This is a genomic window from Maribacter sp. IgM3_T14_3, from assembly GCF_049603095.1.
Taxonomy (GTDB): domain Bacteria; phylum Bacteroidota; class Bacteroidia; order Flavobacteriales; family Flavobacteriaceae; genus Maribacter.
On record NZ_CP187138.1, the window covers coordinates 631,906 to 657,468 of the forward strand.

Genomic DNA, 25,563 nt, shown 5'->3' on the forward strand with positions numbered 1-25,563 from the left:
AAGCGCTATATATTAGGGGATTACTTCGGGACTAAGAAAATGTAAAAAGCGTTATATCGGAAGTCCTATTATTTTGATCAATTAGATTGTGAACAATCCCAATCTGGTCTATACTTTACATCATTGAGTTCTGCAATATCTTTATGAGAACCACCATTAATAGAAATGGAAGTATCATAGAATAAAATATAATCAATGTTCGCGTTTTTTGAACGACCACTCATGGTAAAGGTGTAAGACTCCCCTTCTTTTAAATTGTATAAGATGGCACTTTTATTATGTTCTGCACCTCCGTCACCATTATGAATACTGCCCCACTCGTTAACACCACGACCATAGAATTTTAAATCGGTTTTTAGGTCTGTTGTTGTATATTTATCTGTAGCGGAAGTAAAATCACCTTCCATTTTAATAAAAACATCATTTGATTTATCTTCTTCAATCCCCTCCATCAAACGTTGTTGCATTCTCATAAGAACACGGTATACGCCAGTCGTAGGAGCCTCAAAAGTATACTCCAAAGGAGAAGTAGCCGGTCCACTACCAATATTATTACCTGTAAACTCTAGGTGTGTCCCGTTAATTGGACCTACACTCTCTTTATCTAAATAATCATTATCCCCTTTTTTAATTAATTTCCATAAGTCAAGAGGAGAATCAGTATCTTCTGCCTCAAAGACCAAATAATTCTCACCAAATGTAATTAAGCAACTCTTAGATGATTCTTGATTATCACCATTGTTTGTTTCCTCATTATTAGTTTCTTCAACATTAACACTCTCATCAATACCGTCTTCTTCAAGCGTTTCTTCAATAATCACAACCTCTTTAGAGCAAGAAATCAATGAGATAAAAGTAAACAATAGAAAATATTGTAAAATGAGCCTAGATTTTAAAAGTGAGTTCATTGTGCTTGATTTGGGTGAATAGTATAGACTTAACGGTACTTTTTACTAGAAATTTTAATCTTAAAATTATTTTCGACAAACTTCACAATTACTGAATAGTAACACTGAAGCTATTTTTTAGGTAAAGTCTTCAAATCATTTTTGTCTTTTTTAATTTTTTTCTAAGTCAATAGTCTGTGGCCCCTTACAAACCCCTTCTTTTATGTTAATGGATAAATCGAATTCTTATCCTTAGTGGAGTCCAGATAAATGATAAGATACGACGCTTGTGCGGCGAAGTGAAAGTTCAAATAAAGGATAGGATGTTTAAGTATGTCCAATCCCAAATGGAAATGGATACCCCTGATAAATGGATCGATAAAAAAGAAGCGAAGCGGCTATTGAGAATAAAATCGGATACTACACTACAAAAATTGCGTGATGAAGGCCAAATAAGGTATTCACAGCCCGAAAAGAAACATATCGTTTATGACCGCGATTCTCTAATTGAATATCTTGAAAATCACGTTCGCGAAACCTTTTAATGAATAAGAATGGAGACCAAAATTAATTGAGATTATAAGAAAGCATTTAATCCCGGTTACGAAATAGCCAAGGAATTGAATTTGAAAATACCCATGTTCAAAGGACAAGATTCTTCACAAAATTCAACAAATGCAATGCAGACCGGGATACTTCAATATGTCAAAGAAGTAAAGCTCTCAAGAAATATAAATATTGATAATTCTGTCAATAAAAGAGTTTTAAAATCGAACCTAGAGAAAAAGGCAAAAACAAAAAAGCGGTAAAGGCCTATCGTTTTAGGAAAGAGGTCACTGGTTCCCTCGAGCGATTCGGGGCGGTATTCTCGACCAAATATGTTAGAGCTTCCAAGAAATCGGAAGCTTTTTTGTTTTGGTGTTGCAAACAGATTACACACGGTTAGGATATAGCTTCTTAATGGAACAAAGCTGTTTTGTGCTTCAGAACCTCCTTTTGGCACCAATAAATATGAAACCATATTAGAATTCATAGACAATTCAGACTTAAGATTTAGTGCCGAGAGGTGTGAGAGTTCGAGTCTCCCCCTGGCCCCCTATTTCAACAACCTCATTAAACTTGTTTTTAAAGATTTATTATCCTAAGGATGCGGTAATTATAACCTTCAATCTGAATCGAACCCTATAAATCTATAGCAGATGGTATTAAGCTTTAATTGAAAATTGCAAGTTTTTTCTTATTTTTTTTTTAAACTTCTTTTTTTATAAAGTAATTTCCTTAATATTATAAAAGAAAATCGGTGTTTATGAAAGTGCTTATAGTTGAAATAGTGCCTTTTATATCTGAAACAATAAGAGATATTCTCAAATATTTCAGAGACGATAATATTAATGCTCGATTTAAAGTAAGTGTTGAAAATGATTTTGAAATTGCTTATTCCAATGTGAAGAGAGAAAATTTATATGACTATTATTTTATAAACTTCTATAGCAATTCATATCAAGCTATGACCTTCAAGGAAAAATCAATAATAACTTATGACGAAAAATTGGCACTATGGATAAGAAAACATTATCCTGAGGCTAAATTAGGTATTATAACAGGTATCACTTCAAAGTATAGGTTAGTCGAGATTTTTAAAAAGTTCAATCCGGATGTCTTTTTAATTAAACAAGAGACTTGGCTTGCCGATTTGAGTAAAATGGCATTTGATATTAGTCTGGGACGAAAATATTTCAGCCCAATGCTTAAGAACATCATTAGCATGAAATTCGATACTGATTATGGCAGAATTGATCATTTAGACATGAGAATTGTTTATCACCTTTCAAATGGATGTCCAACAAATCAACTACCTGAATTTGTCCCCCTAACAATCTCTGGAATCGAAAAAAGAAAAAGAAAATTAGCAAAGTTATTTGGTTTATCTACTTCCAAATCTTTTGAAATTGTCCGTGCAGCTCGTAATAGAGGGGTGTTATAATTTATAACCTGAGATACATTCAAAATTTGAACCCTATAATAAAAGAGAGGAAAAACCTTACCAATAGAAAGGTTTTGCTTATGGATTATTCATTTCAATCATTTAATTTCGAGTTCAATCCAAACTAACTACCGAGCCGATTATCAACATGATAGATTTTAGAAATAGCAAAAATCATGCTTTAAACTTTATACTGTTCAACACCTAAACCATTAACTATGAAAATTCAACGTTTATCTACCCCTTTGAGAATTGACACAAGATTTATGGTAGCTGCTGGTTGCTGTTGTAACTGTTGTTGTTGCAATGACGGTCGTCCGGAGCCAATATTAGATCCCGTAAATCCATTTTAATGGTAAAAAGACATCCTCTTAGTAGATGTTGTAATGACGAAAATTTCACTGAAGCAGATTCAATTAAGAATTTACCAACATTCAATGATAGCTTTAATGGCGGAAACCGAAAAGCCCGGACAGAGTAGGTACTAATTAAATTTATTTATTATGAAAATTGAGCGTTTATCTTCCTCTATGGGTCATGATCAAAAATTTATGGTAGCTGCTGGTTGCAACTGTAATTGTTGTTCCAGTAATGCTGAAGGAGGCCCACCGCAACAGTAAATTTACCAACACCTGCGATGCAACACTAAATTGTATCGCAGGTTCTTTTTGTTAACTCAAAATACTTTATTCTATGATTCATAAATACGATGTTTTCGAAGATGTTGAAAACAATGTTTACCAAATACGAACCAAAGGTGATGTTTTTTTGGTTCGTTTTGAGGGAGACGACAAGAAAGAAATCTTTCTAAAACTGATAAGCCTTTTTGAATCCAAAAAAATTTCATTCAAAGATTTGGTTAAAAAGCTCAAACAAAGTTTTGATGAATCAAAAGTGCTAAGTGTAGTACAAGAATTAAAGGATTCTGGATTATTTACTGAGAATTATGTCAACAATCCAGTGGAAAATTCCAAAGGTCTGTCGTTTCAACTACGAAGTGGCCAAGAAGATTTTTCAAGAATCACAACCACAAAAAATATTGAAATTGTTGGTAAAGGAGAGATATTTGAGACTTTTAAGAAACAAATTTACAAAAAAGATTTTGGTGAAGTTTACTTTTCCGAGATTAACGATAAAAATCCAAAAAAAATTATCGACTCTGCACTTCAAAGATCAGATTTGTTGATTGTTGAAAGTAATGAATGGAACCCGGAATTACTGGAATTCATTAATATTAAAGCATTGGAGGCTGACAAAGCTTGGATGTTAGTTAGGGGCATGTGGCTTGGAAAAGGAAGTATTGGCCCATTGTTTTATGGGAGGGAAACAGGTTGCTATTCATGTCTTTCAGCTAGGGTAAAAAGCAACATTGAACATTTGAGTTATTTTTTGGCCTATGAGAATTATCTTATGAAAGAAGGTAAGTCGTCAAAACCCGACTGGATTCCTACCGGCCTACAAGATATAATAGTAACTATGGCACTTTATGATGCTTTAAAGTTTTTAAGCGAATGGGATGTTCCTGAGACATATGGGCATCTTATTAATATATTTCCTTCCCTTTCAATTGAGAAACACAAATTGTTGAAAAACCCGCTTTGTACTGTCTGTAAACCTGAATTGGAATACAATATATCTCCTTGGGTTGAAAATATTGTTTCCTTAAACGAAGGAGTATGATTGCTAGTCATGTTTTAAATAAAAGCAGTAGCTTGATTTCAGACGAAACAGGAATCTTAAAAAGAGTAGCAACTCTTCCAATACAGCATGGTGATCCGAAACTGATTGTTTTTGGAGTTATTCCGTCGGATACTACCCCCTTGGGTGCAACCAAATTTCCTGGTAGGGGAAGTGGATGCGCGTACTCTTGGCAAAATGCAATGCTAACTACTCTCGGCGAAATATCTGAAAGGTATGCCCCTGTTTTCTATAACAAGGATGAATTGATTCATTGTAGCTATTCTGAACTGCCTATTGATAAAAAAATACCCCTATCGGAATATGCACTTTATCATGAAAATCAGTACCAATCATATGAAGATAAGGGATTGAATATTAAAAGGTTAACGCCAGAATTGAAACTCCACTGGGATCTTTGTACTGATTTGGTGGACGGACAATCCGTACATGTGCCAGCAACTTTTATATATATGCCATTCTATGAAGATCCGTTTTACCTTATGTTCAATACCTCAACAGGTTTGGCCGCGCATTCGAATTTTTACAAGGCTGTCTTAGGAGGGTTGTATGAATGTATGGAAAGGGATTCTTTTGTTCAGACATGGATGCATCATCTAGACGTGCCTAAAATAAAGATTACTAAAGAGATGCAGGAGTATATTGACACCTACTATCCCTCAAACTATCAGTACCATTTGCTCGACATAACTCTAGATTTGGAAAAGCCAAGTGTTTTTGGTTTTTGTATTGGAAAATCCGATTACGGTGATTTTATCACAGTCGGCAGCTCCACACGGGGAACGTATGCTGAAGCAGTAAAAAAAGTAATTATGGAGTGTGGGCAAGCTGTATCTTACTTGCGTCATACCCTTGGTATAAACCCGGGATGGAATAAAAAGAGAAATGAACTTGTCCAATTTGAGGACCACTCATTGTACTATACTGTATATCAGGAAGAACAAAAAGTCTTTCAGGATTGGATAGAAAAGACCCCAACCAAGGAAATTAATTTTAGTGAAGAAAGAAATAATTCTGACATTCAAGAAATACAGAGCATACTAAAAATAATGAAAGCTAAAGACTATAATGTTTTGCTTAGGGACGTAACAACTGTAGATGTAAATCAAGCAGGGTTTTATTCCATCAAGATATATATTCCACAACTTATTCAAATGGCAGGAGGCTATAATTATTATTTCAATGGAGGCAAGCGACTATATGAAGTGCCGCCTTCATTGGGTTACCCGAAGAAAAATTTCGATGAATTAACTAGTTATCCCTTTCCTTTCCCTTAAAAAATAAAAATGGACATTGAAAATGTAAAACAAAAATACAGGGCCCTAGATATGGAACTAACAGGTAGTCAAAACCTTAGTGACACTCTGGCTATGCTCTACCATGAAAATTCAAAAGTAAATAAATCTATATCAAGACGACAATTTCCTCAAATTAAGCTTTTTTCGAATCCATTTGTGATTAAAAAGGCCAGTAAACCCTACAAAAACTATTTCAGCGAAAAGACTTATGCTCTTGATATTTATAAAGGAACTTCACCAAAACGTGATTTTTTTGAAATTATAAGAAGTCGACATAGTTCAAGAAAATTCCTTAAGAGCTATAAAATATCGTTAATGGAGCTACAAAAAATTCTTTATTGTTCATACGGTATTACAAGTACTTCTCAAATGAATGGTGAAGAATCGTCTACTTGGTCTAAAAGGCATGTGCCCTCTGCGGGTGGATTATATCCGTTAGAAATATATGTTGTAATTATTAATGGAGCTATTGAACAGGGCGTATATCACTATAATTCTGGCAACAACTCACTTGCTTTAATTAAGGAAGGTGATTTTACAGAGTATTTGAAGGAATATTCTGGGTCGAATAATTGGATAGATTTAGACACAGTTTCTTGTCTAATAATGACTTCTTCTATTCTAGAAAGACAGATTATAAAATATGGGGAGAGAGCGTATCGATTTGTTCTTATGGAGACCGGCTTTGTAGCTCAAAACATGAGTCTTGTTTGCGAAAGTTTGGATTTGGGCAGTTGTATGCTTGGATTTTTCTATGATGATAAGCTAAACGAATTGTTAGGAATAAATGGTTTTGGGGAGACTGTTCAAAACGTTTTAGTAGTCGGAAAGGAAGAAAGGGAATCAGAAAAGGCCGAGTAGACCCAAGAATTCCACATTATAGTTGCAAGCATACATTTATAAATTTAGGTTTAAATGAAAGTAATAGACGTTTCAAACATATCGTACACTTTAGATCATAAAGCTATTCTAAAGCAAATAGATTTTTCAATTGAATCTAATGAAAAAATCGCCTTACTTGGTAACAATGGCTCCGGGAAAAGTACCCTGATAGACTTAATTGTTGGAAACATTAAGGCAACAAGTGGAGGTGTAGACGTTTTTCAAACTTCGTTTGCAAAATCAAAGAAGAAAATAGGTGTACTTTATGATAATACTCCTTTTTTTCCTGTATTAAAAGTTGGTGAAATCATATCCTTTGTTCAAACCGCATACGGAAGAAAAAATACAGATAGCACAGTTCAGCGCTTAAAGGAAATTTTGGGCATCTCGACATTAGAAAACAGCCTTTTCTATAGTTTGTCTCGAGGAGAAAGAAAAAAGGTGGGGATTATTGTTTCGATGATCCATTCACCTGAATTGCTAATTGCCGATGAGCCAACATCTTTTTTAGATCCTTCAACAAGAAACAAATACTGGAAAATTATTTCCGAGAAAGAAAATTTAACTGTTCTTTTCACAACCCATATGTGGGATGAGGCTCAAAAGTATGCAGATAAAATAGTCTTCATCAATCAAGGTGTCCAGCTAGAAACAGAGAACACAGTTTCATCTCTGCTATCCGATCGTTATCTCCCAGGAAGCACCAAGATTGTTGTTGAGAGCGATTCTCCAATCGAGCAAAAAATTCCAAATGCTACTGTGATTACCTATAATGACCAGCATCATATTTTCAGTTTAAACATTGATAATGTACTCAATTTTATCCAGAAATCAGTTAACAATTATTCTTTGTTGCAGAAGAGTTTAGAAGATGTATATCAATATTTAATTGTAAATCCATTACGATGAAGTCTTTGTTGATGTCCATAAAATATAGTCTAATAATTTACTCAAGGATTAGGATTGCTCTATTTTTTTCTATTGTGTTTCCAATTCTCTTACTTGTAGTTTTTGGAAGTATTTGGGGGATAACTGATCCAGACTACCTCTTTTTTTTGGTGTCTGGTATTACGGGCATGAATCTTTTGAGTCAAGGATTGTACTCAACAGGGGCGATAATTAAGCAGTATTATCAACAACACACTATTAAGTTTTTAAAATCACTACCCGTGAATATTTTAAGTTATTTTACTGGATTGATTTTATGTAGGGCAATAGTTGTTTTTGTTAGTATTGCATCGCTTATTCTTGTCGTGTTCTTGTTTTTTGGGCATACTTTCAGGGGTAATGAAATTTTGTTGTTATTTGTAGGTTCTTTTTTTGGCATAGCAATGTTTTCTTTTATGGGTCTTTTGATAAGCTTTTTTGGAAGTTTCAAACCTGACAAGGACTCCAGCAAGGAAATAGGCAATTTAGTTTACTTTTTGATGATTTTTTTGTGTGATACTTTCTTTCCGATTAGTCAGTTAAATCCAATAATGGGGACGATAAGCAAACTTTTTCCCCTGACCTATCTTTTAAGCTTTTTTAGAAACGAAGCTATTTTTCAGTCAATAGTGGCGATGGTAATTTTTACCGCTGTGTTCGCGGGCCTATTTCTCATCATGTACAAAAAAAGGGAAGTCCAACGAATATGAATCCTTTGTACTTGTTTATCGGTTTAATCGTTCTGACGATAATGCACGAACTTGGTCACGTTCTTAGCGCTCTATTTCTAAAATTAAAAATTTCAAGTGTGGGCATAGCTGCTTATCCATACCCTCATCCATATGTAAAAGTGGCATATTCTGATGTGTCGTGGAAGCGCTATTTATTTTTTTATTCAGGAGCAGGTATGACTTTGCTTCTTTTTATTCTTGCAATCTTTATTGGTATTTTTGAGTATAAGATGATTTACTTCGCTTTTGCGATTGAATTGATTATAGAGTTTAACCCATTCTATTCTGATTTTCTTTTGGTCAATGCAAAGTCGCAACGTGATTACTATGTCTTAAATACAAGTTTTGAAGGCAGCAAAAAATATCTTCTCTTTTTTTGGATTGTACTTATCATAATTCTTCTGCATCCAAAAGGTCTACAAACGTGGCTAAATATTGGTTAAAGAATCTTGACAATGAAAAAAACGCTAGTTGTTGGATTTTTAATTTTAGCTGTGTTATCCGTTCTAATTTACATCATAAACAACTCGGAGGACAATAGTGTCGATTATAATTCAGAAAGTTTTCTCTCAAATTCGAATGACCCAATTTTTGAATCTCCTGAAAAAACAATCGAGGAGTCTCTTATTAAAGCAATAAAGGACAAGAATATTGAGGTTTTGTCGGTCTTGGAAAATAAATTGAAAGAAGAATACGACAAAAATAAAACATCTTTGGCAATGTACTGGAAAGCTTACATTAAATATGCCACGGCCAGGTATTATGACGAGGTAGGGAAAAAGAAAAATACGAAAAATGAAATTTTAAAGGGTATAGAGATTTTAGAGGGAATAGAAAATAAGAATAGTGACGACTATGCATTATTGGGAATGCTTCAAGGTTTTGCCATTAAATACTTAAAAAACCAAGATGTTATTTTGTACAATATAAAAGCAAAAAAAAATATCAATAAAGCTTTAAAGCTAGATAGTACAAATGTGAGAGCCCACTATGTTGCGGCAAATCATGACTTATATACTCCAAAAGAATTTGGTGGAGGGAAGATAGTAGAAAAGCATCTGAATGATGCGATAAGCATAGCTCTAACGGACAAAAAAAATTCCTTTGCCCCAACCTGGGGTAAGATGGAAAGTTATTTGTTACTCGTTGACTATTACATTCAAAAGGATGATTTGGAAAAAGCCTCAGATCTCCGTGAAGCTCTCAAAAAGGAATATTCAAAATCTCAACTAGACCAATCTAAAGCAAATTTGAATTAATCGAGTTGAGCACAGTTTTGATTATTCTCTTCCCATTCTTGGAATGCCCGCTATCTTTGAATGAATCTATTGCCCAAGATTAATGAGGTTACAAAGTCTTTACTTGTTCGACTACAGGGGATTTTATATGGGCCAATATGCAGAAGACTACCTTCGATCTTATCTACTTTTTTAAGATTTACAAAATATGAACGATGTACCCTATAGAATTGGTTAGTTGGCAGAAAGGCTTCAAGTTGTTTCAAAGAGAAAAGCGACATATATTTTCGCTTATCAGTATAAATTATCACATAATCCTTTGCCGTTTCAGCATATAGAATATCAGATATGATAACCTTGGTGATTATCCCATCACATTTGATAAAGATGGCTTCATTGTAATCGTCTTTGGTATTGTATAATAATACCTTATTTATTGACTTTAAAAAACGTTTATAATCAATAGGTTTCAGTAAATAATCAACCGCATCCAATTGAAAACCCTCAAACGCATACTTTCTATAAGCAGTAGTGAAAATAACTTTTGGAGGATTGCTAAGGGATTTTAGAAGTTCAATACCGTTTATTTCTGGCATTTGAATATCCAACAATAATAAATCAACCTCCGTTTCTTGCAAGAAGTCAATAGCTTTTATAGCAGAGTTGAAAGCACGAACAAACTTCAAAAACGGGGTTTGTTTTATATAGCTCTTCAAGCCATCGGCGGCTATAGGTTCGTCATCAACAACAACACAACTAATCATCTAACCAAATTTTCATTTTGACCATAAATTTTTCATCTGAAGGAGTAATTATCAGTTCATGCTTCTCAGGATATACCAATTCTAGCCGACGCATCACGTTAGCCAAGCCAATTCCTGAGGTTTTTTTTCCAAGTTTACTGCCAATACTATTTTCTACCTTTAAAGTTAGGAGGTTTTCTTTATTCAATCTAATAAAAATTGATATAAGGTAAGGCGAACTACTAGGGCTATGTTTGAATGCATTTTCAATGATGGGTAACAGTAACATTGGCGAAATAACCAAATTGCCAGAATAATCGATGCAATCAACATTGATTGTGGCCAAACTTCCATGTCGAATTGATTCTATGCCGATGTAGTTGCCGATATTCTCAAGTTCTTTTTCAAGTGGTATCCTCGATTCCGTTGTTTCATGTAGTTGATAACTCAAGATGTCGGAAAAGCGGAGTAACATTTCTTTGCCCATCTCGGCATCCTTTTCCAACATCATATAAATACTGTTCAAACTATTGAATAGGAAATGAGGGTTAATTTGTTCCTTTAGGAGCTGAAGTTCGACTTCAAGCTGTTTTTTGCTAATATCCTCAAGGATTTTTTCCCTAAAGTAACGTTCCTTTAATAGAAAAATCGACATTGAAAACCCCACTAAAACTAGAATTTTCGTGAGAATTGCAAGATAACCTTCGGTAGAGATAAAAAAGTCGCCGATTCTAGGGTTATTAACTATGAAATTGAAATAAGCATAGTGGTTTGCAACCGATAAGGCAGTAATTGTTATGATGAATAAACATAAAAAAAGTATGTAGAGCGTGTACTTTTTCTTAAATAGAAAACGAGGTACAATAAAATACAAATTAAGATATACAATTGCTAAAAGTGGTAGCAGGGTAAACGTGTTTAGTTTCAACACGGCACCAAAGTCATTAAAATAGATTACATCTTGCGCACTCCACAGTAATAGATAGGCAAGCCAAAATATAATATGATATAAGCCTTCTTTTTTCAAATCATTAAATGTTATGGTATCGTTTAATTGATATTTATAACCATTCCCACGAAGAACGACCAATCGCTGGCAGGATTGACTGCGACACGCGATGTCCCATTATCAGAGTACCGATAATTGAATACTTGCCTAAAGTTAAACGGATTTCTCAAGGAAGCATAGAAAACAGTAAGATCTCCGAATATATTGCTCAATAAACTACCATTAAAGTTAATATTATGGAAATCAGGTGTTCGATCACTCAAAAATGAGGGATTGTTTGGATTTATGAAGGGACGGCCTGAACTATAAGTATATGAAGCCCCTAAAGTTGTTTTTTTTCCAATTTTATAATTTGAAATAAAATTTGCATTGTGTTTTGCAACAAAAGTGGGTGTCGCCTCAATCGGAAAATCCCTATATAACCTTTGCGAGTCTAAAAATGAGTAAGAAATCCAGTATGATAAATTCGGTATTGTTTTTTCATCTTTCCAAAAGATATCGATACCCCGTGCAAAGCCAGAACCTGAATTCTCATAAATATTTTCAGGTAGTTCCCTTACCAATGAAGAATAGTCTTTAAAATATCCCTCGATTCTGAAAGTATGGCCCTCATTTTTCAATTGATAGTTCAATATGATATGTTGTGAGCCTTCAAAATCTATATTTTTGGTTTGTTCTCTCAAAATTTCTGGCTCAGGAACTTGTCTAAAATTACCATATGCCAAAGATAAAGAGGAGGATTTGCCAATCTTCTTGGATAAAGAAATCCTTGGTACTAGATTCCAAGAATCCAAAAGTGAGCTATATTCTCCCCGAATACCTATCCTTCCTGAGATTGTTTTGCTTAACCTTAAATCAGATTCCAAGTATAAAGCAGAAAGTGCATTCCTTATGTTTGCAGAAAGTTCGTTAAAAGAATAAGTCCCATCTGAAACAATTATTTCGCCTCCGGTTTTTAGCGTAAAACCAGAGCTAATGTTCTTCTTTACAGTTAGTCTGCTTTGCGCCAAGAATTCTTCGGATGCTACATTGTCATTTCCTAAACCCGTTTTATCTTCATCATAACTGAATGCCGTTACTACGAGAGTTTTCCAATTACTACCGATATAACCCTCAAACGAATTGTTGAAAAAAAAATTCTGGTTTCTATTCTGTATTTCTTGATTGTCAGCGGTGTTAGATGGGCTTTGCAGATCAAGTCCAATTCTTCCATTTTGGTATTGAAGATAGTTTTTAAAAATGCCTTCATTTTTATTCTTATGTTTTAGGAAAAGAATGCCTTCGATATTGGTAGGTGCTGTGAGCCACTCTCTGTTTTGAGGTACAATTTCGAAAAGGGGAGACAGGTTTGTATAGCTAAGATTAGCAGAAAATGAAGTTCGCTCTGATAGTTTTCGGGTTATTGAACCGCCAAGACTCGCGATATTCAAATCAAATGTGAGAATATCATTTGATGGGAGATCCTTAGTGTTCAATAATATGACGGAAGATAACGCTTGACCGTATTCCGCGGAATATCCTCCTGTATTAAAAATTGTTCCCTGAAATAAAAACGGATTGAATCGTCCTCTTGCGGGAATCTCGGACACACTGCTGAAAAAAGGATTAGTTACAAGCGCGCCATCTATAAATGTCTTGGTCTCCGTCGCCTCACCACCCCTCACGAATACTCCTGTTTGGTCTCCTACAGCACTGACACCAGGAAGTGTTTGAAGTGCAGAAAATACGTCTGCGCTTGCCGCCGGGTTTCTTACGATATCAAGAGGGCGTAGTATTGTAGTTGCTTTTTTTTCACTAGCTTCAAATGTACCTGCGTATATAACTACTTCATCCAACTTATTGTCCTCTTCTTTCAGGAAAATTTCAAGATAAAGTTCTTCGCTACCTATTTCGACATTTTTTTCTAATGTTTCGAAGCCCAAACTACTGATGACCAAGGTGGTATTTCCTTTTAGCTCAGTTGAGAAGGAGAATTTTCCATCCTTATCGGAAGAAGTGCCTTCCAATGTTTTCTCAATATAAATGTTTGCAAGTTCTACTGGCTTATTCCTATTCTTAACCACACCTGTGATAGTAGTCTGGCTCCAAAAAGTAATGGGTAATAATAAAAAAAGTAATGATAGGCGGAACATTTTCACTCAATTTAACTTTTCTTTTTGTGCTAATAGGACCATGTTTTTTGGAAATTCTTTTAGACCCAAACTGTTGTAAAACTTAGCATCTCTATCGCGGTTATTTTTGGAGTAAAAGGCTGATAAAAAATAAAATGCCTCATCCTTACCCCACGATGGTCCTTTTTTTTCTGATTTCTCCTGTTCCTCATAATAAGATATCGCTTTTTTCAAGTAAGCTTCAACCTTTTTGCCTCCCCCGTACTGCGCTGGCTTGTAGAAATCACTTTTGCCCAAACCTAAATAGGCCCTTGGATTCTTTTCTGACAACTTTATTGCTTTTTCGAATAATTCACCTGCTTTTTGAGATAAGGCCCAGGCTTTATCACTTTGAATACTAATCATTGTGCTATTGAGAGTTCCTTCCAAGGATAGGGTTTCGGTATTGGGTTTCTCAATTTTTTCTAAAATATTTATGCCTTTAGTAAAGTGTTCTTTTGTTTTTTCCTTATCATCAGATAAATAGGAAATTCCAGTTTTATAATGAAGGTAGGCAATCCAATAGTCTGATTCGGCGGTATCGATACCATCCAATTTAGAAGGCGCATTTTTCAATAACTCATTTAACTTTGTGATCCTATCGGAATTATTTTCATTCCATATAGCATTGATTTCTTCTTGAATGATTCTTGTCTCGAATTGCGCAGTTGTTGTAAGCGAAAAAAAAACTAAGCAGATGCAAAAAATAATATTTGTTTTCATGGTTTTGTATTTTGAATATGAAAGATATATAGAAAGTATTTGCTCGTCTAGAAAAATATGTAAACTGTAAAAAAGCGTAGGAGTTTGGTTGTTTTTGGTATAAGCTTCTTTTTAGTGCCGAATATGATGATTTGTTCGCCCATGTCCCCACGGAAGTTCAAAAATCTTTCACTCCAAGACTTCGAGCGAACCGCTGCGCCGGTTCGCATTCGGGGTCTTTCCTTTCCAGATTTTCGAACTGGATAATCTGGACTAAGCTGACCCCCTCAAAAGCACGGCATTCAACGGCATATTCTACCTGCCGTTCTGTCGGATGCTGACCCCCCTACAATAAAAAGATAGCCGAATTTTGGTTCAAGATCACTTTTTCGAGAGTGATCGGGCGCATGGTTCCGGAGCAAGCTGACCCCCCCTGGGGCCGGTCCGACAGGAATCTGGAGCATGTTGCCCCCCCCTTCGGCTATCCGATTTTGGTTTCCTTGATGGTATTTAACCATCAAAAGATACTTCATGGCAGGAAAACCGAAACGTATGAGCCTAGTAAAACAGATATTGAGGATGCACCACCGGGGCAAGGGGCACAAGACGATCGCCCGGGCCCTCGGGGTGAGCAAGAACACGGTAAAGAGCTATATAAACAAGGTGAAGGTCGGCCGTGCCCCCATGGCCGCGCTCCTTGCCATGGAAGATCCGGAGCTCGAGGCGGCCCTGTTCCCGGGCAACCCGGCGTACAGGGATCCGCGCCATGAATTATTGAAGACGCAATTGGGCCATTACGCCAAGGAGCTGAAAAGGACCGGTGTGACCCGTAAGCTGCTGTGGGAGGAGTACAGGGAGGCACGTCCCGACGATCATTATTCCTACAGCCAGTTCTGTGAGATACTGCACAGGCACCGTATCGCAGCGAAGCCGTCCACGGTACTGGAACACAGTCCCGGGGACAAGCTCTACATCGATTTTGCCGGCAGGCCGTTGTCCCATATCGACAGGGGGACCGGGGAGGAGATCGAGGTGCAGGTCTTTGTGGCCTGCCTGCCGTATTCGGATTTTGGTTTTGCGATGGCGGTACCGAGCCAGAGGACCGATGATCTTATACATGCACTGCAATGCTGCCTCAAGGGTATGGGCGGGGTACCCCGGACCCTTGTCCCCGACAATCTGAAGTCCGCCGTTACCAAGGCCAGTCGGTACGAGCCCGGTATCAACAAGGTGATGGAGGACCTTGCGAACCATTACGGTACCACCGTGACCCCGGCAAGGGTACGCAGACCGAAGGACAAGGCCCTTGTCGAGAACCAGGTAAAGCTTGTCTATAGCCGCGTATATGCCAAACTGCGCGACCGGCAGTTCTTCGACCTTGCCTCGTTGAACAAGGCTATAAAGGAAAGGATGCACGCCCACAACCAGACCCGGATGCAGCGCAAGGAATATTCAAGGGAGGAAAGGTTCATTGCCGACGAAAAGCATGCCCTGCAGCCCCTGCCGCCAACGGACTTCGAGGTCAAATACTACAAGAGCCTGAAGGTGGCCCAGAACAACCATATCTATCTCGGCAGCGACAAACACTACTACAGCGTACCCTACACGCACATCGGCGAACGGACCAGGGTGATCTATACCCGTAGCATCGTCCGGATATTTGGCGATAACGGACAGTTGCTCGCCGTGCACCCCAGGGGATTTAAAAAATCCGGGTACACCACCAAAAAGGAGCACCTGTGCTCCCACCACCAATATTACAAAAAGCGCAGCCCCACCTTTTACATGCAGAAGGGATACGGCCACTCCGAGGAACTCTACCAATATATCAAGGCCCTGTTCGGACAGGACAGATATCCCGAACAGCTGTACAGAAGTTGCGAGGGGATACTGAAGCTCTCCAAACTGACCGGGCACGACGAGTTCATCAAGGCCTGCGGCATCGCCATGGAACATGCCAACTACTCCTATGGCTTCCTGAAACGGATCTTGGAGAACAAAATGGCGGGCGCCGCCGACCAGGTGCCCGATACCCCGTTGCCCGAACACGATAATATACGGGGCGCCTCTTCCTACGAATAGCACATAAAGGAACGAACATTAATTTAAAACGGATATATTATGACGAACATCGAAGAACGAATGAAACAGATGCGCCTGCACGGAATGTCCTCCCGGTGGGACGCCCTCATGGAAACGCGCCAACACCACGACCTGTCCCTGACCGAGGGACTGGAGATACTCCTTCAGGCCGAGGCCGAGGACCGTGCCGACAGACGCTTCGAACGCCTGAGAAGAAGTGCCAGGTTCAGGTACAGTGCCACCGTGGAGGAACTCCGGTTCGGGGCCGACAGGGGGCTGGGCAAGTCCCAGGTAACGGAACTGGCCACCGGGGGATATATCGCCAAGGGAGAGTCCGTGCTCATTACGGGGGCAACGGGGTGCGGCAAGAGCTTTATTGCTTCCGCATTGGGCCACAGGGCCTGCTCCCAGGGGATCAAGGTCATCTATTTCAACGCCCAAAAACTTCTGGTCAAGACCAAAATGGCACGGTTGGACGGAAGCGCGTTCAAGCTCTTCGACCGGATCGCAAAGACCGGGCTCTTGATCCTGGACGATTTTGGACTGGCGAACCTGGACAAAAAACAACAGATGGACCTTATGGAGATAATCGAGGACAGGCACGGCAGGGCATCTACCATCATTGCCAGCCAGCTGCCCGTGGCAAGCTGGTACAATATAATCGGGGAAGCTACCATTGCCGATGCAATTTTAGATCGATTGGTGCATACGTCGCACCGGATAGAACTCAAAGGGGAAAGTCAAAGAAAAAACTGTAATATTGTCATATCCTATCTTTTTGAGACCAAAATCTACAGAGGGGTCAACATGACCGGAACGGGGGTCAGCATCATCGGAATATCCACAATACCATTGAGCTCGTCGTAACGGAGTAACTTTTTTGTAAATTATGATAATTATGAATATATACGCGTTGTAACCAATATTGCCCAACCTAAATATGGAGAATGAATTTAAATGAAAAAACGACCGAAAAGCTTGAATCGGAATTAAAAGGAATGAAAATAGTAACAGGAGCACTGATTATAATTTTGGGAACTAGCTTCTTATTATGTTTATATAATATATTCTACACAAGACAAGAGCGCGAATTTTTCAGCTCATTGATTGCAGTTCCAATAGTTTTAAGTGCAATTATTCCAATTAACTTTGGAAATATGAAAAAAATTAAGGGTGAATTGAAATCTAGAAAGTGAACAATTTTGAATTCCAAAATTGTAGATTGAATTAATCGTGGGAGATTTAAAAAACTTATGGCGACTTCAATCAAAATTAACAGAGAAACTGACCGACAAATTGAATAAAATACTGGTTACAATAAAACCTCATATGAAAAGCCCTAGTCCAAAACTAAAGTTCAAATAAAGGATGATTTAAAGTGGCACTGTTTGACCGAAATAGGTGGCATTATGGTAATTCAAAGATTCTTTTTGAGTTTCAAAAAGCACCTATATCAATTCTAGAAATACCATATTTTACGTAAATTTGTTTAAAAGGAATTTATGAATTACTCGTAATACTTTTTAACCTTTACAACCCATAGGTTCTTTTGCAATTTTGATTTTCTAGTAAACGAATTCCATTTTTGAACAGATTAACACCCTAGTTTCGAACAAATATCGAACAAATATTAATAATTATATTTATAATTTACTGTAAATCAAATATTTAAACTAAAAAATATGATGTACAGTATGTTTATCACTCGATGGAAGAGTAAACTTCAATATAATATATAAAAAAAGGAGACCGAAATGGTCTCCTTTTTTTGTTTTAACTAGTTAATCAACTTTACTGTCGCTGAATGAACATTTGTTGTTGGAATTTAAAAATTAAATAACATTATCTCTCACCTATGCTTTCCCTCAACCCCATCAAAAAAAGCATGATACTTTTTAAAATCAGCATCTTTATCTTCATTAGGTATTAATGGTTCTGAGACTTTTATTTCTTTTTTGCCGTAGTCAAAAGCTACCAATACTATGGGTACATTGGCTGTTTTAGCTATATAATAGAAGCCTGTTTTCCATTTCTCTACTTTCTTTCTGGTACCCTCTGGGGAAAGTGATAACCTGAATTTTTCCCTTTCTTCGAATATCTGTGCAGTCGCTTTTACGGTATCGTTTGTTTTAGAACGATCTATAGGCGCACCGCCTGCCCACCTAAAAAACCAACCAATGGGAGAATCAAATAAACTTTTTTTTCCTATATAATTAATTTCCTCATTCCAGACCTCACGAACTAATAACCCTAGAAGAAAATCCCAATAGCTTGTGTGCGGTACAACAATAGCCACAAATTTATTTAAGTGTGATGGAAATTCGCCATTTAGCTTCCATCCTAATAATTTGAAATAGATAAATTTTGCTATTTTCTGCATAATATAAATGTGCTGGCTACGAGCCAACTAATTAGATATAGAAATCTTATATTAAATTTTTCTGTAAATAGCCTCTAGCTTTTCGGGAGTTATAATGGACTTCCAATTTTCACCTAAAGCATTTTCCCATAAAGGGGCCATACTTATTGCTACAGAAATCATCGTATTCATTTCAGAAGTTGTCAAATTAGCGCAAATTCCTTTTGGCAATTCAATTTCATGTCTTAAAAGCATTTTATTGAAAATCATGACTCCCTCAGGATAAAACTCTTCTAAATATTGAAAAACAAGACAATTGCCCATACCGTGTTTTACACCTAAAACATATCCTAAACCATAGCTCATGGCATGTGCTACGCCTACTTGTGAATATGCGATACTCATACCACCATGCCAAGATGCCATCATCAGCTTTTCTCTACTTTCTGATTCTGGTATGTCTTCTAAAAAAACTTCTTTACAAAGCTCTAAAGATTTTTCGCCATAACTCTGACTAAACGCATTTAAAAATGTACCGTTAAGTGACTCAATACAATGTATATAGCAATCCATACCTGTATAGAACCATTGATCTTTTGGCACTCCTTTCGTTAGTTCAGGATCTAATAAAACTTGATCGAAAGTGGTAAAATCTGAATTTATACCTAATTTCTTTTCCGGACCCATTAATACCGTGGTTCTCGATACCTCTGCGCCTGTACCACTTATGGTCGGTATACCTACATGATAAATAGATTGTTTATTCACTAAGTCCCACCCTTGATATTCTGATGCGCTACCTTTATTGGTTAACATTATGGCTACTGCTTTTGCCAAATCTAACAAAGTACCACCTCCAATACCAATAATACCTGATGGTAACTCGGTATACTTCTCTACTATCATTTTTACTAAAGCATCCACCTGCTCAGTTTTTGGCTCTTCTTCGGCAGAAATTAAAATAACCTTATCACAAAAAATACTCGGAATTCTATCAATAAGTTCGGTATTCTCAAAAACATCGTCTACCAAATATATCATAGGTGCCTCTGAGTGCTTCCTTTTCGACATTAAAATATCACCTAGGGTATTAAAACTTCCTTTACCATAGACAACCCTAGGTACCATCGGAAAATTTCTAAACTCCTCTGAAGCTTTAGTAGGTATTTTTTTTAATGCCATTTGTTTTTTTACTTCCATTTTCATTAAACGTATTCCAAAATATCTGTCAAAGTAGAGATGGTTATATACCCTTTATTTTCTATAGGTCCTTTTACTTCTTCATGTTCCCATGTCGTATGAAAAGGTACATGAGCTGCCCTTGCCCCTATTTCTACCAATGGTAACACATCTGATTTCAGTGAATTACCGATCATTAAAAATTCACTTGACGCTATCTGTAAATGTTCAAGTAGATCAGTGTAATTTTTTTCTTTTTTATCGCTCAATACTTCTACATGATGAAAATACGCTGACAGCCCTGATCGTTCTAATTTTCGCTCTTGATCCAAAAGATCCCCTTTGGTCAATACAATTAAACGATACTTATCTTTTAAACTTTTTAAAACATCTTCTACTCCTTCCAATAATTCCACTGGCTGGGTAATCATTTCTTTCCCTAAGTCTAATAAGGCACTTATCGTTTCCGTCGACACTTCATTATTAGATAGATCCAGAGCACATTCGATCATAGAAAGCATAAAGCCTTTTATACCATAACCATATAAATCTAAGTTCTTTATTTCTGTTCTAAAAAGCTCTTTATCTATCTTATTTTTAGTTTCGTATTTCTCTAAAAGATCTGCAAATTTATCTTCAGCATCTCTAAAATAGGTTTCATTTACCCATAATGTGTCATCAGCATCAAAGCCTATTACGGTAATTCCGTCAAAATTTATTTCCATGCTGCTTGTGCTTTCTTTAAATCTTCTGGAGTATCTATTTCTATTCCCTGAACATTAGTTTCTACCATTTTTATTTTCTTACCATATTCTAAATATCGTATGGCCTCAATTTTCTCTGTCGCTTCTAATTGTAGCATTGGTAGTCGCTGAAAATCCATTAAAGCACTTTTTCTAAATGCGTATATTCCTTTATGCTTGTAATATATCGTGTTTTCACTTTTTGCTCTTGGGTATGGTATTGGTGATCTAGAAAAGTATAGTGCAAAATTTCTATTATCCACTATTACCTTTACAGTATTCGGGTTATTAATTTCTTGTTCATCCGTAATTTTAACCATTAAAGAGGCTAGATCAATTTCTTTATGAATATCATCCTCAAAAACCTTCATTACCCCTTCTAAGCTTTCTCTATCTGTAAACGGCTCATCACCTTGTACATTTACGATTATGTCAACATCCATCTGCATAACCGCTTCTGCAATACGATCACTACCACAATCATGTTCTTTTTGGCTCATTATAGCCAAACCGCCTGCAGCAGTTATCGTTTCATAAATTATATCGCTATCTGTTACTACATATACCTCATCGAATAATTTGGTTTGTACCGCAGCTTGATATGTTCTTAAAATGACGGGCTTACCAGCCAAATCTTGCATTAATTTCGCAGGAAATCTTGATGCCGCATAACGGGCAGGTATCATTGCTATTTTCTTCAACTAGTTCTGAATTAAGTGTTAGCCTTTGGTCGTAGGCTTCTATATATTCTAAAAATAATTACCAAAATTATTATTACTAAAACGGCCGCTAAGATAGGTGCAAAAATAGATGCTACCGATACCACTACCGCCGTACCCGTTTCTACTGTAGTAATCAACGGATTAGCCAACCCACCTGTCGTTGCCGTTGACGCTAAACGACCTGTTGCCCCGGCGCCTTTTATTGCGGTGGCAGTACCGCCCCCAGCTATTATTGCTAGCGACCATGTTATAACAGGATCTAAATCGGCAACGGTAGATACCATTACTGCCGTACCGGCAATTGCAGCCAATGGCACCGCTATACTATCTAATAAATTATCGAACCAAGGTATAAAATAGGCGAATATCTCTAATAATGTTGCAACCCCTAAGGTTAAAACAGCCACCAAACTTCCTATCCACTGCCAATTATCATTTAGTTCCCATATTCCGAAATATGAGGCTAGGCTCAATGCAAATAAGGGCAAAAACACCCTAAAACCTACCGAAGCGGCTAGCCCTATCCCTAAAAAAATACTTAAAACTGTATCGGTCGTCATAATGATATTAACTATTTGAAAAATACTTTACTAGGTGAATAATCACTAAAATAAACTTTTCTTAATCAAGAAAAAAATCATCTTTAAAGCCGATAAGGTATAATTTATTTTTTGCTCTTGTAACTGCTGTATACAACCACCTTAAATACTCCTTATCAATTCCGTTAGGTAAGTAGGGCTGCTCTACAAAAACAGTGTTCCACTGACCCCCTTGAGATTTATGACAGGTTATGGCATACGAGAATTTTACTTGTAACCCGTTAAAGTATTTATTATTCTTTACGCCTAAAAACTTTTTATATTTTGAGCTCTCATGAGCAAAGTCTTTCATTACTTCTTGATACAGTCTATTACCATCTTCATAAGATAACGACGGAGATTCTGCTGCAATAGTATCTAATAATAAAACGGTTTCGAACGGTGGCATATTTGGGTAATCGACCATTTTCACCTTTACCTCTGCGAATTTAAAGGTGTAGATTTCTTTGATATCGAATATTTCTAAAATTTCTAAAATATCTCCGTTTGCTATAAAACCTGCTTCAGAATTTGGTTTTAACCAATAGTAGTTATTCTTGACCACCATCATAAAATCGCCTACTGCTATATCATTTTCTAAAAACAATATGCGTTCGCGAATATTTTGGTTATATAAATTTGCTCTTTTATTAGAGCGGACTATAAATGCCGTCTCTTCCTTTCCATTTTCTGAATAAGAACTATCTATTGCTTCTTGAATTTCATTACCATCTATTAACCGTACTATATCTGTGAAGAGACCAACATCAAACTTAAAATCTTCGAAAAAATCACTTTGCAACTGCTCTCTTAATAAGGTCGCATTTGCCAAAATACCTGAATCACCAGCTTGCCTAACTACTTCATTCAATTCTAAACGAACAACTTCTTTATTATAATTCAATGAAAGTTTATCGCCATCTAAAGCCGGACTCAATACTAAATGTACCGGTGGTAATTGCGCTGTATCTCCTATTAATAGCAACTTACAATTATGCCCCGAGTAAACAAACATCATTAAATCATCTAACAACGAACCGTTTTCAAATAATTTTGAATCTGCAGCCGTATCTGGTATCATAGAAGCTTCATCTACAATAAATAATGTATCTCTGTGCTTATTGGGCGCTAAAACAAACTGAATTCCACCACCACTTTGTTTCTTCGGAAAATATATTTTTCTATGGATAGTAAATGCTTGCGTTTTTGAATAGTTCGACATCACTTTTGCCGCCCTACCAGTAGGTGCCATTAGCACAGCTTTCTTCTGAACTTTCCATAAACTATTAACTAAAGTGCCAATTAAGGTCGTTTTACCGGTACCCGCATAACCTTTTAATAAAAAAACTTCATCTTTAACCGAAGAGAGCGTAAACTCTGCCAATTTTTGCAAAGCCACTGATTGTGTGGCAGTTGGTGTGTGTGGAAATTTAGTTTCTAGTATACTATAGAATGATGCAGGAGTTGTTGGTTTCATGTGCCTTCAAAGATAAAGATGATTTTTAGCCTAAAAACTTTTACGATTAAAAAAAAATTGTAGATTTGTGAAGACCACTAAATAAAAATAACACATACGAAATGAAAACCATTATACAAATTTTACTTTGGATTGGATGTATCGCTTTTGCATACCTTATTTATAACTCCATTACTGGACCAATTAAATTTAAAGAGGTAAAAGAAGAACGTTTTTCGCAAGTAGTTGCCAAATTAAAAGATATTAGAAATTCTCAAGAAGCTTACAAAACCGTTAATGGCAAATATGCGAATGACTTTAATAGTCTTATTCGTTTTATCGACACCGGTAAATATGTAATTACGCAACAGAGAGATTCTTCTTATATGGAATTCGATAAGGAATTTGGTATCGATTTGTTGAAAGAAGTAAAGATTATTGACACCTTAGGTACTGTTTCAGTAAAAGATTCACTTTTTAAAACAGACAATAGATACAAGACCTTAATGGATGTACCAACAGCTGTAAACGGCGAGAAATTTACAATGAAAGCTGCATTTGTAGAAAAGAGTGGCTATAAAGCTCCGGTTTTCGAAGCTAAAGTTGATAAAGATGTTGTTCTTTATGATCAGCCGAAAGATTTATTAGCTCGTGAAAAAGCTGCATTAAGTGTAGAAGAAGTTAACGGACCTTCAATATATGTTGGTTCTTTAGTAGACGTAAGTACTAGCGGTAACTGGCCTCCTATTTATGACAAAAAAGAAAAAAAATAGTAGCTTAAATATAGCGGATAAAAATTTTAAGAAATTGTCCATTCAGGTTAGCTTGAATGGACTTTCTTTTTGTGTAGCAGATACTGTTTCGCAAAAATTATTGATTTCTGATAGGGTCGATTTTTCAGAAGAAAAAAACCCCATGTTCGTTAAAGATGAATTGCAAAAACTATTTCAAAAGCATGATATTGAAAACATGCAATTTGATGAAGTTATTGCTGTTCATAGAAATACCCTATTTGGTTTAGTGCCCAAATCCCTATTCAACCAAAATCATTTAAACGAATATCTTAAATTCAATACCAGGGTATTGGCTAATGATGTTTTGGCTTATGACGAGGTAGAAAATCATGAGCTTGTAAATGTGTATGTTCCCTATACAAACATCAATAATTACATTTATGAACTATTTGGCGAATTCGATTATATGCACAATGGTACTGTTCTTTTGCAGTCATTATTAAACAACCAAACACAGAAGCAAGAAACGACTTGTTTTGCGCATGTAAATAAAAATCAATTAGATATAACCGTTTTAAACCAACGTAAACTTCTACTATACAATAGCTTTAAATATAACACCAAAGAAGATTTCGCTTACTATTTGTTATTTGTTCTGGAACAGTTAGAATTAGACCCTAAGACAGTTAAGGTTAAACTATTCGGAGAAATCGAGGAAGACGATGAAATCTATCAATTGTGTTATAAATACATTCAAAATATCAGCATTTTTGAGCCATCATCTTCTCAATTGCTTAAACTTGGTGAGACTTCAACTAGTACAATAGATTTCACCCTTATTAATACTATATAATGCGAATCATATCAGGAAAACATAAAGGACGTCATTTAATGGCTCCTAAAAAACTACCTGTAAGGCCTACAAAAGATATGGCCAAAGAGAGTTTGTTCAATATCTTGAACAATAGTTACTATTTTCCAGATTTGAAAGTTCTTGACCTTTTTGCCGGTACCGGCAATATAAGTTATGAGTTCTCATCGAGAGGTGTTGATGATGTTCTAGCCATAGATGCAGATACCGGATGTATAGAATTTATAGACAAAACGGTTAAAATGCTAGAAATGAACGTTCGCACTTTAAAAAGTGATGTGTTTAGTTTTCTACAACGAAATACGGAAAAATTCGATATCATATTTGCTGATCCATTTTACGATATGGAACTTAGCGATTTTGAAAAATTACCAGAATTAGTTTTTGAAAATGATCTTCTTTTAGAAGACGGAGTTTTAATTATTGAACATTCTAACCGTACCAGCTTAGCTGAATTTCCACATTATAAAAACTCAAGAAAATACGGAGGAAGTGTTTTTAGTTTTTTTGAGAAGTAAAATTCAAAATAAAACTGAATAAGCTCATAAAAATGCAAAAAGACACTTCGACTACGCTTAGAGTTGATATGA

Annotated in this window: 26 protein-coding genes; 15 read left to right on the top strand and 11 right to left on the bottom strand. The window is 36.3% G+C overall.

Going from position 1 to position 25,563, the window contains the following annotated elements:
- Positions 1 to 77 precede the first annotated feature (77 nt).
- Positions 78 to 908: a hypothetical protein gene (locus ACPF9A_RS02920; protein WP_424001489.1), complete on the bottom strand. Its 831-nt coding sequence runs from the start codon at positions 906 to 908 to the stop codon at positions 78 to 80.
- Positions 909 to 1,210: 302 nt separating this feature from the next.
- On the opposite strand from ACPF9A_RS02920, the gene ACPF9A_RS02925 reads away from it, so the two are divergent.
- The 9 genes from ACPF9A_RS02925 (at position 1,211) to ACPF9A_RS02965 (ending at position 9,666) form a co-directional block, all read left to right on the top strand.
- Positions 1,211 to 1,432 carry a helix-turn-helix domain-containing protein gene (locus ACPF9A_RS02925; protein ID WP_424001491.1) on the top strand — a complete coding sequence of 74 codons (222 nt, stop codon included), beginning with the start codon at positions 1,211 to 1,213 and terminating at the stop codon, positions 1,430 to 1,432.
- A gap of 761 nt (positions 1,433 to 2,193) precedes the next feature.
- On the top strand, positions 2,194 to 2,871 hold the full coding sequence (locus tag ACPF9A_RS02930; protein WP_424001493.1) for a hypothetical protein: 678 nt from the start codon (positions 2,194 to 2,196) through the stop codon (positions 2,869 to 2,871).
- Positions 2,872 to 3,564: 693 nt separating this feature from the next.
- Positions 3,565 to 4,551, top strand: coding sequence for a TOMM precursor leader peptide-binding protein (locus ACPF9A_RS02935; protein ID WP_424001495.1), 987 nt, complete (start codon positions 3,565 to 3,567; stop codon positions 4,549 to 4,551).
- Positions 4,548 to 5,846, top strand: a complete 1,299-nt coding sequence (locus ACPF9A_RS02940; protein ID WP_424001497.1) for a YcaO-like family protein — start codon at positions 4,548 to 4,550, stop codon at positions 5,844 to 5,846. Before ACPF9A_RS02935 ends, ACPF9A_RS02940 begins: the two co-directional genes overlap by 4 nt.
- A 9-nt stretch (positions 5,847 to 5,855) precedes the next feature.
- Positions 5,856 to 6,728, top strand: a complete 873-nt coding sequence (locus ACPF9A_RS02945) for a SagB/ThcOx family dehydrogenase (protein ID WP_424001499.1) — start codon at positions 5,856 to 5,858, stop codon at positions 6,726 to 6,728.
- Positions 6,729 to 6,782: 54 nt separating this feature from the next.
- Positions 6,783 to 7,658, top strand: a complete 876-nt coding sequence (locus ACPF9A_RS02950; protein WP_424001501.1) for an ABC transporter ATP-binding protein — start codon at positions 6,783 to 6,785, stop codon at positions 7,656 to 7,658.
- Positions 7,659 to 7,669: 11 nt separating this feature from the next.
- Positions 7,670 to 8,386, top strand: coding sequence for an ABC transporter permease (locus ACPF9A_RS02955; protein ID WP_424004405.1), 717 nt, complete (start codon positions 7,670 to 7,672; stop codon positions 8,384 to 8,386).
- A gap of 41 nt (positions 8,387 to 8,427) precedes the next feature.
- A complete protein-coding gene (locus ACPF9A_RS02960) occupies positions 8,428 to 8,850 on the top strand; it encodes a hypothetical protein (protein ID WP_424001503.1) in 423 nt (140 codons plus the stop codon).
- 12 nt (positions 8,851 to 8,862) lie between these two features.
- Complete coding sequence (locus ACPF9A_RS02965) at positions 8,863 to 9,666, top strand: hypothetical protein (RefSeq protein ID WP_424001505.1); 804 nt, start codon at positions 8,863 to 8,865, stop codon at positions 9,664 to 9,666.
- A 50-nt stretch (positions 9,667 to 9,716) separates the two neighbouring features.
- Here the strand turns inward: ACPF9A_RS02965 and ACPF9A_RS02970 are convergent, their stop codons facing one another.
- From ACPF9A_RS02970 to ACPF9A_RS02985, 4 genes are read right to left on the bottom strand one after another with little or no spacing between them, the layout of a single operon-like run.
- Entirely contained in the window at positions 9,717 to 10,409 is a 693-nt protein-coding gene (locus ACPF9A_RS02970; protein ID WP_424001507.1) for a LytR/AlgR family response regulator transcription factor, read from the bottom strand.
- Complete coding sequence (locus tag ACPF9A_RS02975) at positions 10,402 to 11,415, bottom strand: sensor histidine kinase (protein WP_424001509.1); 1,014 nt, start codon at positions 11,413 to 11,415, stop codon at positions 10,402 to 10,404. The genes ACPF9A_RS02970 and ACPF9A_RS02975 overlap by 8 nt, the downstream gene beginning before the upstream one ends.
- Positions 11,416 to 11,438: 23 nt before the next feature.
- Positions 11,439 to 13,529: a TonB-dependent receptor gene (locus tag ACPF9A_RS02980; protein ID WP_424001511.1), complete on the bottom strand. Its 2,091-nt coding sequence runs from the start codon at positions 13,527 to 13,529 to the stop codon at positions 11,439 to 11,441.
- 6 nt (positions 13,530 to 13,535) lie between these two features.
- Complete coding sequence (locus tag ACPF9A_RS02985) at positions 13,536 to 14,270, bottom strand: hypothetical protein (RefSeq protein WP_424001513.1); 735 nt, start codon at positions 14,268 to 14,270, stop codon at positions 13,536 to 13,538.
- Between the two features lie 510 nt (positions 14,271 to 14,780).
- Here ACPF9A_RS02985 and istA point away from each other — a divergent pair.
- From istA to ACPF9A_RS03000, 3 genes are all read left to right on the top strand, one after another.
- A complete protein-coding gene (istA, locus tag ACPF9A_RS02990; protein WP_424001515.1) occupies positions 14,781 to 16,331 on the top strand; it encodes an IS21 family transposase in 1,551 nt (516 codons plus the stop codon).
- 39 nt (positions 16,332 to 16,370) lie between these two features.
- The gene (gene istB, locus ACPF9A_RS02995) at positions 16,371 to 17,198 is read left to right on the top strand and encodes an IS21-like element helper ATPase IstB (protein WP_424001517.1); all 828 of its coding nucleotides are present in this window, start codon (positions 16,371 to 16,373) and stop codon (positions 17,196 to 17,198) included.
- An 80-nt stretch (positions 17,199 to 17,278) separates the two neighbouring features.
- The gene (locus ACPF9A_RS03000; protein ID WP_424001519.1) at positions 17,279 to 17,527 is read left to right on the top strand and encodes a hypothetical protein; all 249 of its coding nucleotides are present in this window, start codon (positions 17,279 to 17,281) and stop codon (positions 17,525 to 17,527) included.
- A 653-nt stretch (positions 17,528 to 18,180) separates the two neighbouring features.
- On the opposite strand, the gene ACPF9A_RS03005 is transcribed toward ACPF9A_RS03000, so the two are convergent.
- From ACPF9A_RS03005 to ACPF9A_RS03030, 6 genes are all read right to left on the bottom strand, one after another.
- Entirely contained in the window at positions 18,181 to 18,711 is a 531-nt protein-coding gene (locus tag ACPF9A_RS03005) for a 1-acyl-sn-glycerol-3-phosphate acyltransferase (RefSeq protein ID WP_424001521.1), read from the bottom strand.
- 51 nt (positions 18,712 to 18,762) lie between these two features.
- On the bottom strand, positions 18,763 to 19,872 hold the full coding sequence (locus ACPF9A_RS03010; RefSeq protein WP_424001523.1) for an iron-containing alcohol dehydrogenase family protein: 1,110 nt from the start codon (positions 19,870 to 19,872) through the stop codon (positions 18,763 to 18,765).
- A gap of 23 nt (positions 19,873 to 19,895) precedes the next feature.
- Positions 19,896 to 20,594 carry an HAD family hydrolase gene (locus tag ACPF9A_RS03015; protein ID WP_424001525.1) on the bottom strand — a complete coding sequence of 233 codons (699 nt, stop codon included), beginning with the start codon at positions 20,592 to 20,594 and terminating at the stop codon, positions 19,896 to 19,898.
- On the bottom strand, positions 20,585 to 21,298 hold the full coding sequence (kdsB, locus tag ACPF9A_RS03020) for a 3-deoxy-manno-octulosonate cytidylyltransferase (protein ID WP_424004407.1): 714 nt from the start codon (positions 21,296 to 21,298) through the stop codon (positions 20,585 to 20,587). Before kdsB ends, ACPF9A_RS03015 begins: the two co-directional genes overlap by 10 nt.
- A gap of 26 nt (positions 21,299 to 21,324) precedes the next feature.
- On the bottom strand, positions 21,325 to 21,894 hold the full coding sequence (locus ACPF9A_RS03025; RefSeq protein WP_424001527.1) for a DUF4126 domain-containing protein: 570 nt from the start codon (positions 21,892 to 21,894) through the stop codon (positions 21,325 to 21,327).
- Between the two features lie 61 nt (positions 21,895 to 21,955).
- Positions 21,956 to 23,389 carry an ATP-dependent DNA helicase gene (locus ACPF9A_RS03030; RefSeq protein WP_424001529.1) on the bottom strand — a complete coding sequence of 478 codons (1,434 nt, stop codon included), beginning with the start codon at positions 23,387 to 23,389 and terminating at the stop codon, positions 21,956 to 21,958.
- Positions 23,390 to 23,490: 101 nt separating this feature from the next.
- On the opposite strand from ACPF9A_RS03030, the gene ACPF9A_RS03035 reads away from it, so the two are divergent.
- The 3 genes from ACPF9A_RS03035 to ACPF9A_RS03045 are packed head-to-tail and all read left to right on the top strand — an operon-like array spanning position 23,491 to position 25,491.
- A complete protein-coding gene (locus tag ACPF9A_RS03035) occupies positions 23,491 to 24,141 on the top strand; it encodes a hypothetical protein (RefSeq protein WP_424001531.1) in 651 nt (216 codons plus the stop codon).
- A complete protein-coding gene (locus ACPF9A_RS03040) occupies positions 24,119 to 24,955 on the top strand; it encodes a DUF3822 family protein (protein ID WP_424001532.1) in 837 nt (278 codons plus the stop codon). Before ACPF9A_RS03035 ends, ACPF9A_RS03040 begins: the two co-directional genes overlap by 23 nt.
- Positions 24,955 to 25,491, top strand: coding sequence for an RsmD family RNA methyltransferase (locus ACPF9A_RS03045; RefSeq protein WP_424001534.1), 537 nt, complete (start codon positions 24,955 to 24,957; stop codon positions 25,489 to 25,491). Before ACPF9A_RS03040 ends, ACPF9A_RS03045 begins: the two co-directional genes overlap by 1 nt.
- Positions 25,492 to 25,563: the final 72 nt, after the last annotated feature.

Bases quoted from the DNA above. Each gene is read 5' to 3' on its own strand.
- kdsB (WP_424004407.1), bottom strand. From the start codon at position 21,298: ATGATACCTGCCCGTTATGCGGCATCAAGATTTCCTGCGAAATTAATG.
- istB (WP_424001517.1), top strand. From the start codon at position 16,371: ATGACGAACATCGAAGAACGAATGAAACAGATGCGCCTGCACGGAATG.
- ACPF9A_RS02920 (WP_424001489.1), bottom strand. From the start codon at position 908: ATGAACTCACTTTTAAAATCTAGGCTCATTTTACAATATTTTCTATTG.
- ACPF9A_RS02955 (WP_424004405.1), top strand. From the start codon at position 7,670: ATGTCCATAAAATATAGTCTAATAATTTACTCAAGGATTAGGATTGCT.
- ACPF9A_RS02980 (WP_424001511.1), bottom strand. From the start codon at position 13,529: ATGTTCCGCCTATCATTACTTTTTTTATTATTACCCATTACTTTTTGG.
- ACPF9A_RS03000 (WP_424001519.1), top strand. From the start codon at position 17,279: ATGAATTTAAATGAAAAAACGACCGAAAAGCTTGAATCGGAATTAAAA.
- ACPF9A_RS02930 (WP_424001493.1), top strand. From the start codon at position 2,194: ATGAAAGTGCTTATAGTTGAAATAGTGCCTTTTATATCTGAAACAATA.
- ACPF9A_RS03015 (WP_424001525.1), bottom strand. From the start codon at position 20,594: ATGGAAATAAATTTTGACGGAATTACCGTAATAGGCTTTGATGCTGAT.
- ACPF9A_RS02970 (WP_424001507.1), bottom strand. From the start codon at position 10,409: ATGATTAGTTGTGTTGTTGTTGATGACGAACCTATAGCCGCCGATGGC.
- ACPF9A_RS03045 (WP_424001534.1), top strand. From the start codon at position 24,955: ATGCGAATCATATCAGGAAAACATAAAGGACGTCATTTAATGGCTCCT.
- ACPF9A_RS03040 (WP_424001532.1), top strand. From the start codon at position 24,119: ATGACAAAAAAGAAAAAAAATAGTAGCTTAAATATAGCGGATAAAAAT.
- ACPF9A_RS02950 (WP_424001501.1), top strand. From the start codon at position 6,783: ATGAAAGTAATAGACGTTTCAAACATATCGTACACTTTAGATCATAAA.
- ACPF9A_RS02925 (WP_424001491.1), top strand. From the start codon at position 1,211: ATGTTTAAGTATGTCCAATCCCAAATGGAAATGGATACCCCTGATAAA.
- ACPF9A_RS03005 (WP_424001521.1), bottom strand. From the start codon at position 18,711: ATGCAGAAAATAGCAAAATTTATCTATTTCAAATTATTAGGATGGAAG.
- ACPF9A_RS03010 (WP_424001523.1), bottom strand. From the start codon at position 19,872: ATGGCATTAAAAAAAATACCTACTAAAGCTTCAGAGGAGTTTAGAAAT.
- ACPF9A_RS03035 (WP_424001531.1), top strand. From the start codon at position 23,491: ATGAAAACCATTATACAAATTTTACTTTGGATTGGATGTATCGCTTTT.
- ACPF9A_RS02985 (WP_424001513.1), bottom strand. From the start codon at position 14,270: ATGAAAACAAATATTATTTTTTGCATCTGCTTAGTTTTTTTTTCGCTT.
- ACPF9A_RS02945 (WP_424001499.1), top strand. From the start codon at position 5,856: ATGGACATTGAAAATGTAAAACAAAAATACAGGGCCCTAGATATGGAA.
- ACPF9A_RS02965 (WP_424001505.1), top strand. From the start codon at position 8,863: ATGAAAAAAACGCTAGTTGTTGGATTTTTAATTTTAGCTGTGTTATCC.
- ACPF9A_RS02960 (WP_424001503.1), top strand. From the start codon at position 8,428: ATGCACGAACTTGGTCACGTTCTTAGCGCTCTATTTCTAAAATTAAAA.
- ACPF9A_RS02940 (WP_424001497.1), top strand. From the start codon at position 4,548: ATGATTGCTAGTCATGTTTTAAATAAAAGCAGTAGCTTGATTTCAGAC.
- ACPF9A_RS02935 (WP_424001495.1), top strand. From the start codon at position 3,565: ATGATTCATAAATACGATGTTTTCGAAGATGTTGAAAACAATGTTTAC.
- ACPF9A_RS03030 (WP_424001529.1), bottom strand. From the start codon at position 23,389: ATGAAACCAACAACTCCTGCATCATTCTATAGTATACTAGAAACTAAA.
- ACPF9A_RS03025 (WP_424001527.1), bottom strand. From the start codon at position 21,894: ATGACGACCGATACAGTTTTAAGTATTTTTTTAGGGATAGGGCTAGCC.
- istA (WP_424001515.1), top strand. From the start codon at position 14,781: ATGGCAGGAAAACCGAAACGTATGAGCCTAGTAAAACAGATATTGAGG.